Source organism: Rhodococcus sp. PD04, assembly GCF_035918275.1.
Lineage (GTDB): Bacteria > Actinomycetota > Actinomycetes > Mycobacteriales > Mycobacteriaceae > Rhodococcus > Rhodococcus rhodochrous.
Genome location: NZ_CP142143.1, coordinates 2,355,555 through 2,368,836, shown reverse-complemented (window position 1 = coordinate 2,368,836; position 13,282 = coordinate 2,355,555). Strand labels below are relative to the sequence as shown.

The 13,282-nt window shown below is 69.7% G+C and carries 12 protein-coding genes; 2 read left to right on the top strand and 10 right to left on the bottom strand.

The window, feature by feature from the left end:
* Positions 1-41 precede the first annotated feature (41 nt).
* Positions 42-1,349 (top strand): MFS transporter, encoded by a 1,308-nt coding sequence (locus U9J23_RS10960; RefSeq protein WP_326602645.1) that lies wholly within the window; start codon positions 42-44, stop codon positions 1,347-1,349.
* Positions 1,350-1,390: 41 nt separating this feature from the next.
* On the opposite strand, the gene U9J23_RS10955 is transcribed toward U9J23_RS10960, so the two are convergent.
* The 4 genes from U9J23_RS10955 to U9J23_RS10940 all read right to left on the bottom strand — a co-directional run bounded on the left by U9J23_RS10955 (position 1,391) and on the right by U9J23_RS10940 (position 6,013).
* Positions 1,391-2,320: a 1-phosphofructokinase family hexose kinase gene (locus U9J23_RS10955; protein WP_272266547.1), complete on the bottom strand. Its 930-nt coding sequence runs from the start codon at positions 2,318-2,320 to the stop codon at positions 1,391-1,393.
* Between the two features lie 77 nt (positions 2,321-2,397).
* The gene (locus tag U9J23_RS10950) at positions 2,398-3,879 is read right to left on the bottom strand and encodes an RsmB/NOP family class I SAM-dependent RNA methyltransferase (protein WP_272266545.1); all 1,482 of its coding nucleotides are present in this window, start codon (positions 3,877-3,879) and stop codon (positions 2,398-2,400) included.
* Positions 3,876-4,799: a methionyl-tRNA formyltransferase gene (gene fmt, locus U9J23_RS10945; protein WP_326602640.1), complete on the bottom strand. Its 924-nt coding sequence runs from the start codon at positions 4,797-4,799 to the stop codon at positions 3,876-3,878. The genes U9J23_RS10950 and fmt overlap by 4 nt, the downstream gene beginning before the upstream one ends.
* A 182-nt stretch (positions 4,800-4,981) precedes the next feature.
* Positions 4,982-6,013, bottom strand: a complete 1,032-nt coding sequence (locus tag U9J23_RS10940) for an esterase/lipase family protein (RefSeq protein WP_272266542.1) — start codon at positions 6,011-6,013, stop codon at positions 4,982-4,984.
* Positions 6,014-6,224: 211 nt separating this feature from the next.
* On the opposite strand from U9J23_RS10940, the gene U9J23_RS10935 reads away from it, so the two are divergent.
* Positions 6,225-7,001, top strand: coding sequence for a hemerythrin domain-containing protein (locus tag U9J23_RS10935; protein WP_272266541.1), 777 nt, complete (start codon positions 6,225-6,227; stop codon positions 6,999-7,001).
* 39 nt (positions 7,002-7,040) lie between these two features.
* Here U9J23_RS10935 and U9J23_RS10930 read toward each other — a convergent pair whose 3' ends face one another.
* The 6 genes from U9J23_RS10930 to mihF all read right to left on the bottom strand — a co-directional run bounded on the left by U9J23_RS10930 (position 7,041) and on the right by mihF (position 13,020).
* Entirely contained in the window at positions 7,041-9,059 is a 2,019-nt protein-coding gene (locus U9J23_RS10930; RefSeq protein ID WP_272266539.1) for a primosomal protein N', read from the bottom strand.
* Between the two features lie 17 nt (positions 9,060-9,076).
* A complete protein-coding gene (metK, locus tag U9J23_RS10925; protein ID WP_272266537.1) occupies positions 9,077-10,291 on the bottom strand; it encodes a methionine adenosyltransferase in 1,215 nt (404 codons plus the stop codon).
* 133 nt (positions 10,292-10,424) lie between these two features.
* Positions 10,425-11,708, bottom strand: a complete 1,284-nt coding sequence (coaBC, locus tag U9J23_RS10920; RefSeq protein WP_085468095.1) for a bifunctional phosphopantothenoylcysteine decarboxylase/phosphopantothenate--cysteine ligase CoaBC — start codon at positions 11,706-11,708, stop codon at positions 10,425-10,427.
* Positions 11,705-12,007: a DNA-directed RNA polymerase subunit omega gene (rpoZ, locus tag U9J23_RS10915; RefSeq protein ID WP_016691680.1), complete on the bottom strand. Its 303-nt coding sequence runs from the start codon at positions 12,005-12,007 to the stop codon at positions 11,705-11,707. The genes coaBC and rpoZ overlap by 4 nt, the downstream gene beginning before the upstream one ends.
* A 75-nt stretch (positions 12,008-12,082) precedes the next feature.
* Positions 12,083-12,634, bottom strand: a complete 552-nt coding sequence (gene gmk, locus U9J23_RS10910; protein WP_039587131.1) for a guanylate kinase — start codon at positions 12,632-12,634, stop codon at positions 12,083-12,085.
* A 65-nt stretch (positions 12,635-12,699) separates the two neighbouring features.
* The gene (mihF, locus tag U9J23_RS10905; RefSeq protein WP_006551450.1) at positions 12,700-13,020 is read right to left on the bottom strand and encodes an integration host factor, actinobacterial type; all 321 of its coding nucleotides are present in this window, start codon (positions 13,018-13,020) and stop codon (positions 12,700-12,702) included.
* Between the last annotated feature and the right edge of the window lie 262 nt (positions 13,021-13,282).

The following is a 13,282-nucleotide window of genomic DNA, read 5'->3' as shown; positions in this document are numbered from 1 at the left end:
GACATTGCATAGAACTTCTATATAGAGTATCTATGTATTTCATGGCTTCAGATTCCATCACCACTGCCTTCCGGCAACCGAGAGCGGTGTGGGCAGTCGCCTTCGCCTGCGTCGTCTCGTTCATGGGGATCGGGCTCGTCGATCCGATCCTGCCCGCACTGTCCTCACAGCTCGATGCCACTCCTTCGCAGGTCACCCTGCTGTTCACGAGTTATCTCGTGATCACGGCGGTCGCCATGCTCGTGACCGGCTGGGTGTCGAGCCTGATCGGGGCGAAACGAACCCTGATCGTCGGTCTCGTCCTGATCGTCGCCTTCGCGGCGGCCGCGGGTGCCAGTGGTTCGATCGCGCAGATCGTGGGTTTCCGCGCCGGGTGGGGCCTGGGCAACGCCCTGTTCATCGCAACGTCCCTCGCCGTGATCGTCGGTGCAGCCAGCGGCGGCTTCGCCGGTGCGATCGTTCTCTACGAGACGGCGCTCGGCGTCGGTATCGCCACGGGCCCCCTGCTCGGCGGCCTGCTCGGCGACATCAGCTGGCGCGGCCCGTTCTTCGGCGTCGCCGTCCTCATGCTCATCGCGCTGGTCGCCACGGTGGTCTTCGTGGAACCGACACCGGTTCCACAGACGAGATCTTCGGTGCTCGAACCCATCGCGGCGCTGCGTCACCGCAGCCTCGCCACGACGAGTGTCACGGGCCTGCTCTACAACTGGGCGTTCTTCACCATTCTGGGTTACGCACCCTTCCTCATGGACCTGTCCGCGATGCGTCTCGGCTTCGTGTTCTTCGGATGGGGCATCCTCGTGGCACTCTTCTCGGTCTTCGGGGCGCCCCTGCTGAAGGCGAGGTTCGGCACACCCCGCACTCTCTACGGCGCACTCCTGGGTATGGCCCTCGTATCACTGGCGATCGGCATCGGAGCCGAGAACCGGTGGGTCGTGATCATCGCGGTCATCGCATCCGGGATCTTCGTCGGCCTCAACAACACCCTGGTGACCACTGCGGTGATGAGCATCGCCCCGGTACCGCGGCCGGTCGCGTCGGCCACCTACGGATTCGTCAGGTTCATCGGCGGCGGCCTCGCGCCCTTCGTCGCAGGCAAGCTCGTCGAGCACGTGAACGTGCACCTGCCGTTCGTGGTCGGTGCCGTGACCGCCGTCGTCGGCGCCGTAGTCCTGTCCACCGTGCGGCCCGCCCTGGATGCGGCCGACGAGGAGGAACGGCGACCCGAGTCGGAGGAGCGACGCGACGCCGAGGCTGCGGTGCATGCCGTACCCACTGTCGAGGAGGAAGCCGTACTCGCCGAGACCGCCCTGGTCGAGGATCGACGTTTCGGCTCCGGACGTTCCTGATCACTCCGGTCCGGGACCCGTCGCTCCGACGGGTCCCGGACTCACCGATATCGGGCCACGGCGTCGAAGCGGTCGATGTCCTCACGACGGCAGACATGGCTGCCCGCGGTGAGCAGGGCGGCTGTGCCACAGGCGATCCCGAGGGCCAGAGCGTCGTGCAACGACCGTTCCTGCAGCAGTCCGACGACGAGTCCGGCGACCATGCTGTCGCCGGCGCCGACGGCGCTGCGCACCTTGGCCGCCAGGGCCGGCACCCGCACGGCCTCGTCGGCGGTCACCATGATCGCCCCGTCCGCCCCGAGCGAGACGACGACGATCTCCGTGACACCGGAGGTGACGAGTTCGCGCGCGGCCGCGATCCGCTCGTCGTCGGTGGCCAGCTCCCGCCCGGTCCACTCGCACAACTCGTCCAGGCTCGGTTTGACGAGGTAGACCCCTGAATCGATGCTGGTCAGCGCATCGCCCGACGAGTCGAGGACGAACCGTGCGCCGGCCTCTCGCGCCGCGGCGGCGATGCGTCGGACGAAGGTGCCTGGTACACCGGGCGGGAAGCTGCCGCTGGCCACCACGAACTTCGCCCCTTCGGCGACCTTCTCGAGCGTCGTGAGGCAGCGTTCCTGCTCCTCGTCCGTCAGCTCGGGACCGGGTGTGACGAAACGGTATTCCTGACCGCTGCGGCGGTCGATGGCCGTGAAGCACTCGCGGGTGGACCCGGCGATGGGGACGATGTGCTCCTCGACGTCGTCGTCGTCGAGGAGACCGCTCATCTGTTCACCCCGCGCACCACCGGCGGGATAGACGGCGGCGGCCGAGGCACCGAGCACGCGCGCGACCTTCGCGACGTTCACTCCTCCCCCACCGGCGTCGTAGAACGGCTCGTCGCAGCGGAGCTTGCGGGTGGGCACCACCGCGTCGGTGAAGGTCGTGACGTCGAGTGCCGGGTTCATGGTCAGGGTGACGATCTCGGGCATGACCGAAACCCTATTCGGACCGATCGACGTACGCGTGCTGCTTTCACCCGACCGGTCCGGAGCGCGGCACCTCGCGGTCAGCGCTCCGGTTTACGCAGCGCGGCCATGAACATGGCGTCGGTGCCGTGGCGGTGCGGCCAGAGCTGGACTCCCGGCCCGTCCCCGACCCGCGGCACGCCGGGGACGAGTTCGCGGGTGTCGAGCTGTTCGACACCGTGGCGACGCACCGCATCGGACACGACGGCGACGGTCTCCGAGACGTGCGGCGAGCACGTCGAGTAGAGCACCACACCGCCGGGACGCAGCAATCCGATCGCCGACGCGAGCAGTTCCTTCTGCAGCCGCACGAGTTCGGCGACGTCGCCGGGTTGCCTGCGCCAGCGGGCCTCGGGACGCCGACGCAACGCGCCGAGTCCCGTGCAGGGCGCGTCCACGAGGATCCGGTCGTAGCCCGGTTCGAGTCCTGGCTCGCGTCCGTCGGCGACGTGCACGGTCACCGGCAGGTCGCGGGCGGTCTTGCGGACCAGCTCCGCGCGGTGTTCGACCGGTTCGACCGCGTCGACGGCGAACCCGTCGATCGCGGCGATGGCTCCGAGCAGTGCGGCCTTTCCGCCCGGTCCCGCGCACAGGTCGAGCCAGCGGCCCCGGTCCTCGCCGACGAGGGGAGCGAGGGTGAGAGCACGTGCGACGAGTTGGCTTCCTTCGTCCTGGACCGCGGCCATGCCCTCTCGGACGGGTTCGAGGCGGCCGGGGTCGCCGTGATCGAGGTGCACCGCATAGGGCGACCACGGCCCGATCTCACCGCCGGTGACGAGCGCGAGTTCCTCCGCGGTGATGACCCCGGGGCGGGCGACGAGGTGGACGATCGGGCGCGCGTCGTCGGCGGCGAGCACCTCGGCGAGTTCGGAGGCATCCGATCCGAGCGCGTGCGCGAACGCCTGCGCGATCCACAGGGGGTGGGCGTACCGGAAGGCCAGGTGACCCACCGGATCGCGGTCCGCGTCCGGGGCGAGCAGCGTGATCCACTCCTCCTCCGAACGCTCCCCCACACGACGGAGCACCGCGTTGACGAAACCTGCTCGGCCCGCTCCGAATTCGACCCGGACGAGGTCGACGCTCGTGGCGACGGCGGCGTGTGGGGCGACGCGCGTGCGCAGCAACTGGTAGGTGCCCAGACGCAGCACGTCGAGCAGCGCACCGTCGATCTCGTCGACGGGACGATTCGCGGCGTCGGCGATCACGGCGTCCAGCAGACCCCGTGCACGGGCCGCACCGTAGGTGAGTTCGGTGGCCAGGGCGGCGTCGCGCGCGTCGAGATGCCGTTCCCGGAGCAGCGACGGGAGAACGAGATTGGCGTAGGCGTCCCGTTCGCGCACCGCGCGCAACACGTCCCGCGCGGCGACGCGTGCGGGGTCGGCGGGAGGCTTCGACGGCCGGCGGGTGTGCTCGGACGCCGGGTTGCGGTTCGGTTTCCCTCCGCCGTTGCGTCCACCGCGGCCTGCGGGGTTCCGTCCTCCGGGATTGCGCTTGCCCCGCGGGGGCCTACCGGAATCGCTCATCGCGCACGCACCTTCGGGTCGAGGCGGGCGCCGCGCGCCCAGTCCGTGGCTGCCATCGCCTTCTTCCCGGGCGGTTGCACCGTCCCGAGCCGGACGGCAGTGGTAGCGGTACCGACGAGCACACCGTCCTTGCGGACGTCGAGCTCACCGGGTTCGAGGGTCTCGTCGGTCACGGTCACGGGGCCGATCTTGACGCGCAGGTCGCCGATCATCGTCCACGCACCCGGAGCGGGGGTGACGGCGCGGATCCGGCGGTCGACGACGTGTGCGGGGAGGGTCCACTGCACCTGGGCGGCCTCCACGGTGACCTTGGGAGCGTGCGAGACGCCGTCGGCCGGCTGCGGTGCGGGCGTGAGGATGCCGTCCTCGAGGCCGTCGAGGGTGGATTCGAGCAGGCTCGCACCGACCTCGGCGAGGCGGCCGAGCAGGTCGCCGGCGGTGTCGGTGGGACGGATCGTCTCGGTGACGACGCCGTAGACCGGACCGGTGTCGAGTCCGGCCTCGAGCCGGAAGGTGCTCGCTCCGGTGATCTCGTCACCGGCAGCGATCGCCGCCTGCACGGGTGCCGCGCCGCGCCAGGCGGGCAGCAGCGAGAAGTGGAGGTTCACCCATCCGTGCGTGGGGATGTCCAGGACGTCCTGCGGGATCAGGGCTCCGTAGGCCACCACGGGACAGCAGTCCGGGGCGAGTTCGGTCAGTCGCGCGACGAACTCGGGGTCGCGCGGCGAGCGCGGGGTGAGGACCTCGATGCCGTGCTCGTCGGCGATCCGCCCCACGGCCGATCGCACGACCTTCCGGCCGCGACCGGCTGTGGTGTCGGGGCGGGTGACCACCGCGACGACCTCGTGGCGCGACGACTCGATGAGGCGGAGCAGCGACGGGACGGCGGGTTCCGGCGTTCCCGCGAAGACCACGCGCATGTCAGAGCACCGCCGGGCAGGAAGTGGGGTGCGCTGCGTGTGGACTGTGCGGGGATGTCACGGATGCTGCTCCAGTTTTCGACGGCGATGACCTCTCACAGTCTAGGGAGTCGACGTCGTGCGACCTGCATCACCGCGCCGAGCGGTCACCTCACGGAGGTCGGTGCCCGAGCAGCGGAAGCTCAGGTGTTGGACTGCAGGATCAGTTCGGGGATGCCGGTGCCGAGCGCGACGGAGGTGCACTCACCGATCGCGTACCCGTCGGGATCGAGCGCGTGCCGCGCGAGCTGCAGCGAGAACGGGTCGTAGACCATGTTGAAATGGCCTGTCAGATCCTGGGGGCACAACTCCTGGATCACGTGGTTGACGGCGCCCTCGCCGTGGAGAGCGACGTTGCCGGCAGGCTGGATGACCTCGTCGACCTCGCTACCGATGGTCGTGTAGCGCACACCGGGCACGGTGTCGGTCGGGGTGTTGAGTTCGGTGAGCAGTTCCGACCCCTGAAGCTGTTGTACGAGGGCGACGGAGAACTCGCCCTCGACGATGTCGGTCGCTCCTGGCAGCGCGGCGAAGGCGGCCCCGATGCCGTAGAAGGTGCCTCCGTAGCTCGGCGACGCGATACCCACCCATCGGTCGACGACCTCGGAACCTCCGAGCTCGTTGATGTAGTAGCGGGCCACGGTGGCCCCCTGCGAGTAGCCGACGACGTCGACCTGCTCCGCACCGGTGACGTCGAGAACCTCGGTGACGAACTCACCGAACTGTGCTGCGGAGACCCGGATGTCGCCCGTACCGTAGTCCTCGGCGCCGTCGGCGAACCCGTAGTTCAGGGCGAACACGCACCAGCCGGACGCCGCGAGCAACGGTGAGAGAGCAGCGAAGTCGGAATAGGCATTGGAATCGGTACCGTGCGCGAGCACCACCGGGCGGGGGTGTTCCTCGGACGGCACACACGCGAAGTCGTTGCTGCCTGCGGGCGCGACATCGGGGTTGTTCTCGGCGTATTCGGCCGCCTCGGCGTGCCCGGTGGCCACCGGTCCCGCCGGGACGGGCACGCTGCTGAACGACTCCTCCCCGAGACCGAGGATCGGTCCGTCGTCGGTCGGGAGCGGCTGTGCCGCCGCTGCACCCGCAGTCAGTACCGCTGCACCCGCAGTCAGCATCGCGACGACACACGCGCCGACGACACTACCGACACTTCGCCCGGCACCCATTCGTCCGTCCTCTCCTCCTGTGCCTCCCCGGCACCTACGGAAGAGATCGGTCACAATCAGCAGCTCCGTTACTGTGACAAATAATATCTCCGGCAACGCGTGTCGCTGTCGTCCGTGCACAGGACAGCGTCCGTCGACCCTTGCGCTCGGTCCACGCCGGATCGACACTGGGAACAGCCTCCGTCGACGGAAACTCCGCGGTGCGAACACGGTGTCCCCCACCGTCCTCGCAGATCCCGACCTGCGCTTCGCAGGTCTCGTTGCTCATCGATCCACCGGAGTCATCATGATCACCGATCCCGACGGGCCCGCCGATACCCGCATCATGGGAATCGTGCACTCCGCCCTACGCCGCGACCTCCTCCGCATCGAGGTCGCCACCTCGATGAAGACATGGCAGGAGACCCACCGAGTGGCGCTCGCCGACCACGTGTTGTGGATGATGGATTTCCTCCACCATCACCACGAGTCCGAGGACCGCGGGCTCTATCCGCGCGTCGTGCAGTGCAATCCCGACGCGGCGCCACTCGTGGAGAGGATGAACGCCGACCACCGCACCATCGAACCTGCGATCGCCACCCTCGAGGAGGCCGCCCGCGATTTCCGCGCCGACCGTCCCGGTTCCGGGGAGGCACTCCGCGCGGCGCTGTCCCGCCTGTCCGAGGTCCTGCTCCCCCATCTCGAACGCGAGGAGCGGGAGATGATGCCGCTGGTCTCGAGGAGCATCACCGATGCGCAGTGGCGGGCGTGGGACGAGGAGTTCAACATCGAGCCGAAGAGCATGCAGCAGCTCGGCAAGGAAGGGAACTGGCTGATCGACGGTCTCGACGACTCCTCGCGCGATCACGTCGTGCATCTCGTGCCGCCCGTACCGCGCTTCGTCCTGCTGCACGTCCTCGGCATACGACACCGCCACGACTTCGCGGCGCTGTGGAAGGGAACGGACGCGGCATCGATTCCGTCGCAACCGATTCCGAAAGCGGCCTAGTCGGGCGGCGGCAATCCGCGCCCGCTCGTCGCGGCCGGTTCAGCCGATACGCGGCGGATCGACCTGGACCCGCAGCGGCCCGTACGCGCGGCGCGCCGTGCGGGTGGCCTGCGCGTCGCGCAGGGCTCGGCCGAGTGCGCGACCGCGCTCGCGCGCAACCCGCACGATCATCCGGTGCACGTCCTCCGGTTCGGGCCCCTCGGACCCGAACGGCAGCCGTTGCCCCGGTGGTAGTGGCACGGGGCCGAGCACCTCTGCTCCCTCGGGCAGGTGTGTGGCCTCGAGCAGTTCGGCGACGGCCGCGGACGACCCGTCGATCGCGGCCATGTGGACCGCGGGCGGGAAACCGACCTCGGCGCGTTCGGAGACCTCGGACTGCGCGTGTCCCACGGGATCCCAGCGCACGAGTGCCTGCACGGTGGGGATGCCGGAATCGGCGACGACCACGACCTGTCCCCCGTCGGCGAACGACCGTACGAGCGCCGATGCCGTGAGCCAACGTCGCATCGTCTCCTCGGTGGCACGCAGGTCGGCCCGGCCGAGCAACGCCCACCCGTCCAGGAGCAGCGCCGCTCCGTAACCGCCGTCGGCGACGGGTTCGGCCCCCACGGTGGAGACGACGAGCGACGCCGAGCCGGGCACGGTGTGCTTGACGTCGTTGCCGCCGGAGGTCACGACGGGCACACCGGGGAAGGCGCGGCCCAGCTCCTCGGCGGTGCGGGTCGCCCCCACCACCACGGCCCGCAACGAGCGCGCGCCGCACGCGTGGCAACGGTGACGCGCATCGGCGACACCGCACCACCGGCAGGCTGGGATCGCGGCACCGTCGGGGCCGGCGGCCGTGGGCAGTGCGAGCGGTCCGTTGCAGTGCCGGCAGCGGGCGGGTGCCCGGCACTTTCCGCATGCCAGCGCGGGCACATACCCGCGTCGCGGTACCTGCACGAGCACCGGGCGGTCGGCAGCGAGGGCGGAGCGGGCAGCGGCGAACGCGATGGCCGGCAGTCGCGCGGCGCGCGCGGCCGGATCCCGTGCGAGTGCATGGTCGCTGTCGGCGAGGGCCGTGACCTTGGGAGCGCACGCCCGTACGACGTCGCGGGGCGCCACGAGATCGTGGGCCCAGCCCGCGTCGACGAGTGCCTGGGTCTCCGCGGTCCGGGCGTGCCCGGCGATCACGATGGCGGCACCGACCGCGTGGGCGCGCAGGGCAGCCACTTCGCGGGCATGCGGATACGGGGACCGTGGTTCGCAGTGCAGGTCGTCGCCGTCGTCCCACACCACCAGGAGCCCGAGATCGGGGGTCGGGGCGAAGACCGCGGCCCGTGTTCCGACGACGATGCGCGCGGAGCCACGCAACGCCGCGAGCCAGCGTCGATACCGTTCGGCCGGTCCGAGGCCGGCAGCGAGGCCGACGACGTGATCGGCCCCGGCGACATCGGCGCACGCCGTCACGAGACGGTCGAGATCGCGCTGGTCGGGCACGACGAGCACGGCCGCCTTCCCCGAGGCGAGGGTCAGCGCGGCGAGTTCGGCGAGCCGTCGCGGCCAGTCCTCACCGGGCAGGGCCTGCCAGGCCGCGCGGGGGGCGCGGCCGCCGCCGAGCGCTTCGAGGAAATTCTCGCCGTGTCGGTATCGGGCCCACGCTGCGTGATCGATCTCCGGAACAGGCGGAGGTTCCGGTGTCCGCGGCGCCTCGGCTTCGACACGTGCGTGTCGCGGGGGTACCGCAAGACGCAGCACGTCGGCCCGGGTCCCGGCATAGCGGGTCGCGACTTCCTCTGCCAGAGCAGCGATCTCGGGCGTGAGGACCTGCTCGGAGGAGACGACCCGATCGAGCCGGCCGAGCTTGCCGGTGTGATCGCTCGTCGCGGCGCGCGCGAGCAGGAAACCGTCGACGAGACGTCCGGCGAAGCGGACGCGGACGCGGACGCCCGGGCGGGCGTCCGCGTCCAGGTCGCGCGGGATCAGGTAGTCGAACTCCCGGTCGAGGTGCGGAACCGGCAGCAGCGGGAGAACCCGCGCGACCGGATCGACCTCGGCGGCGTCGAAATCAGCAGCCACCCGGGCCCGATCGGAATCTACAGACCGGCGGCCGCGCGCAGCTTGTCGGCACGGTCGGTGTTCTCCCACGGCAGGTCGATGTCGGTACGGCCGAAGTGGCCGTACGCCGCGGTCTGCGCGTAGATCGGGCGCAGCAGGTCGAGATCGCGGATGATCGCGCCCGGACGCAGGTCGAAGACCTCGCCGATGGCCTGCTGGATGCGGGCCGGGTCGGTCTTCTCGGTGCCGAAGGTCTCGACGAACAGACCCACCGGAGCTGCCTTGCCGATCGCGTAGGCGACCTGCGCCTCGATGCGGTCGGCGAGGCCGGCGGCGACGGCGGTCTTGGCGACCCAGCGCATCGCGTAGGCGGCCGAACGGTCGACCTTCGACGGATCCTTGCCGGAGAACGCGCCACCACCGTGACGGGCCATGCCGCCGTAGGTGTCGACGATGATCTTGCGGCCGGTGAGGCCGGCATCGCCCATCGGGCCACCGAGGACGAACGAGCCGGACGGATTGACCAGCAGACGCACCTCGTCCGTGTCGAGATCGGCCAGGTTCGGGTCGGCGAGCACCGCGTCGACGACGTGGGTGCGCAGATCCGGCGTGAGCAGGTTGTTCAGATCGATGTCGGCGGCGTGCTGCGTCGAGATGACGATCGTGTCGAGGCGGACGGGCTTGTCGCCGTCGTACTCGATGGTGACCTGGGTCTTGCCGTCGGGACGCAGGTACGGCAGGACCCCCGACTTCCGGACCTCGGTGAGCCGGCGCGACAGGCGATGTGCGAGGGAGATCGGCAGCGGCATGAGTTCGGGCGTGTCGGAGCACGCGTATCCGAACATCAGGCCCTGGTCGCCGGCGCCCTGACGAGCGACCTCGTCGTCGGTGAGCACACCGCTGCGCGCCTCGTGCGAGACGTCGACGCCGCCCGCGATCTCGGGCGACTGCGCGCCGATCGCGATGTTGACACCGCAGGAGTTGCCGTCGAAGCCCTTCGACGACGAGTCGTAACCGATCTCGAGTACCCGATCGCGGACGATCTTGGGGATGTCGGCGTACGCCGAGGTGGTGACCTCACCCACCACGTGCACCTGGCCCGTGGTGACGAGGGTTTCCACTGCTACCCGGGCACGAGGATCCTCGGTGAGGAGCGCGTCGAGAACCGAGTCGCTGATCGCGTCACAGATCTTGTCCGGATGCCCTTCGGTCACGGACTCACTGGTGAAAAGACGACCGCCGGTCTTGCTCACGAAACTCCCTCTCGACTGTGCGCCAGGCGCTGGACGGACAAACCGTATGGAGCATGCGCTCCCGATCGGGCCGGAAGGACCCGATCGCAGTGCCGACGCTACTGCTCCGCAGGCGTCGGCGCGAGTATTGAAATCACCCGATTCTGCTGCGTTCCGCCAGCAGAGGTCCCAGCGCGTCGAGCACGCGGCTGGCCATGAGAGCCTTCGATCCGTGGGCGAGGGCCGTTTCCGAACCGTCCGCGGACAGCAACCAGCCGTTGTTGTCGTCGACCTCGAACGCCTTGCCTTCCCCGACGGCGTTGACGACGAGCAGATCGCATCCCTTGCGGGCGAGCTTCTCGCGGGCGTAGGTGAGCACGTCGCCGTGTTCGTCGCCGGTCTCCGCCGCGAATCCGACGATGACCGTCTCGGCGGACAGGCCGCCGTCGGCACGCGCCCGGACGAGACCGGCGAGGATGTCGTCGTTCTTCGTCAGCGCGATGGAGTCGGGTTCGCCCTCGCCCTTCTTGATCTTGCTGGTCGCGAAGGTGGAGGGCCGGAAATCGGCGACGGCCGCGGACATGATGACCGCGTCGGCACCCGAGGCATGCTTGGCGACGGCGTCCTGCATCTGTGCGGCCGTCTGGACCCGGACGACGTCGACCGCGGCCGGGTCGTCGAGACCCGCGATGCTGCCGGCGACGAGAGTGACGTCGGCACCGCGCTGCGCGGCGAGACGGGCGAGCGCGTAACCCTGCTTGCCGGACGACCGGTTGCCGAGGAAGCGCACCGGGTCGAGGGGCTCACGGGTACCGCCGGCGGACACGACGATGCGGCGACCGGCAAGGTCGCGGGGCAGCGCGTCGGCCCGCTCGAGCAGCAGCGAGGCCAGATTGAAGATCTCGTCGGGTTCGGGCATCCGCCCGGCACCGGTGTCCTTGCCCGTCAGACGACCGGACGCCGGTTCGACGACCACGGCACCGCGGCGACGCAGCGTCGCGACGTTGTCGACGGTCGCGGGGTGCTCCCACATCTCGGTGTGCATCGCGGGCACGAACATCACGGGGCACCGCGCGGTGAGCAGGGTGGCCGTGAGGAGGTCGTCGGCGCGACCCGCGACCGCCCGCGCCATGAGGTCGGCGGTGGCCGGAGCGATGACGACGAGGTCGGCCTCCTGCCCGAGCCGGACGTGCGGCACCTGCGGCACCTCGGCGAAGACCCCGGTCTGCACGGGATTGCCGGAGAGCGCCTCGAAGGTGGCGCGCCCGACGAATTCGAGGGCGGACTCCGTCGGGACGACCCGCACGTGGTGCCCGCTCTCGGTGAAGGCACGGATCAGTGCGCAGGACTTGTAGGCGGCGATGCCACCGGCGACACCGACGACGATACGGCGGCGCTGCACGGATCCGGCCTCGCCGCTCGAAGCGGGGTTGCTCACTCGCCTTCGGTGTGCTCGAGCAGATCCGAGTGGATCTCGCGCATGGCGATCGACAGCGGCTTCTCCTGCAGGCCCGGCTCCACGAGGGGGCCGACGTACTCGAGGATGCCGTCGCCGAGCTGGTTGTAGTAGTCGTTGATCTGGCGTGCCCGCTTGGCGGCGTAGATCACCAGCGCGTACTTCGAGGAGGCGCGCTCGAGCAGCTCGTCGATAGGCGGGTTGGTGATACCCGTGGGGGTGTCGTAGACCGGAAGGGTGTTGCCCTCGAGGTCGGTCGCGGCTGCCTGGATGCTGCTCACTCGGTGTTCTCCTGAGATGTCGCGGGATGGGAGGGCGCCGGAACCGGCAGCCGGACGCGCTCGAGGCGCGGACGGTCAGTCGGCTCCGGGTCCAACCAACAAGGATACCAATTCATCGCAGGCCCGGTCGACATCGTCGTTGATGATCACGACATCGAACTCGTCCTGCGCGGCCAGTTCGCTGCGGGCGGTATCGAGCCTGCGAGCGACGACCTCGTCGGTTTCGGTGCCTCGGCCGGTGAGGCGCTCGACGAGCACCTCCCAACTGGGCGGGGCGAGAAAGGCGAGGACTGCGTCCTGCATCGCGGCACGGACGGCCCGCGCTCCCGCGAGGTCGACCTCCACGAGCACCGGATGCCCCTCGGCGAGTGCGTCGAGCACCGGCTTGGCCGGAGTGCCCGATCGTTGCAGGCCGCCGTGGATGTCGGCCCATTCGAGCAGTTCACCGGCTTCGATCATCCGGTCGAACTCGGCGCGGCCGACGAAGTGGTAGTCCACTCCGTCCACCTCGCCCGGTCGCGGGTCCCGGGTGGTGGCCGAGACACTGAAGTGCAGATCCGGGATCCGGCTCCGCAGAAGGCGTACGACGGTCGACTTACCCACCGCGGAGGGTCCGGCCAGTACCACCAGCCGGCCCCTCCGCGTTGCGGGTGCGCTGTCCGTCACAGGTCGTGCGTCAGCTACCACGGTGCTCAGGCGTCGAAATCGAACCTGGCGAGCAGGGCCTTGCGCTGACGGTCGCCGAGGCCGCGCAGACGGCGGGTCGGGGCGATCTCCAGCTCGGTCATGATTTCCTGCGCCTTGACCTTGCCGACCTTCGGCAGGGCCTCGAGCAGAGCCGACACCTTCATCTTGCCGAGGATCTCGTCGTTCTCGGCGTCCTTGAGCACCTGCTTGAGGTCGGTGCCGCCGCGCTTGAGGCGCTCCTTGAGCTCAGCCCGGGCACGACGGGCAGCAGCCGCCTTCTCCAGAGCAGCGGCGCGCTGCTCATCGGTCAGCTGGGGAAGGGCCACGGTTCCTCCGTCTCATCGTTGGCTTTCGAGTCTTCACCGCTGTAACCAGCGGCGATAGCGACCGTACTCACGACCACCGACGAATGCGAACCCACCCCCCGGCGATCCGCTCGAAAATCCGTGCGGTAGTGCACGCCGTTTCCGCAGTGGATCTCGTGCCCTCCACCACGCGTCCGGACACCGCCACGAACTGCCCGAACAGCGAAAACCCGCAGGTCACCGGGCATCTGCCGCGGCGGAGGAGGTTGCATCGGATGGGGCG

What these genes read in the sequence shown, in the direction of transcription:
- U9J23_RS10960 (WP_326602645.1), top strand. Translation starts at nt 42, where the DNA reads ATGGCTTCAGATTCCATCACCACTGCCTTCCGGCAACCGAGAGCGGTG.
- U9J23_RS10955 (WP_272266547.1), bottom strand. Translation starts at nt 2,320, where the DNA reads ATGCCCGAGATCGTCACCCTGACCATGAACCCGGCACTCGACGTCACG.
- U9J23_RS10950 (WP_272266545.1), bottom strand. Translation starts at nt 3,879, where the DNA reads ATGAGCGATTCCGGTAGGCCCCCGCGGGGCAAGCGCAATCCCGGAGGA.
- fmt (WP_326602640.1), bottom strand. Translation starts at nt 4,799, where the DNA reads ATGCGCGTGGTCTTCGCGGGAACGCCGGAACCCGCCGTCCCGTCGCTG.
- U9J23_RS10940 (WP_272266542.1), bottom strand. Translation starts at nt 6,013, where the DNA reads ATGGGTGCCGGGCGAAGTGTCGGTAGTGTCGTCGGCGCGTGTGTCGTC.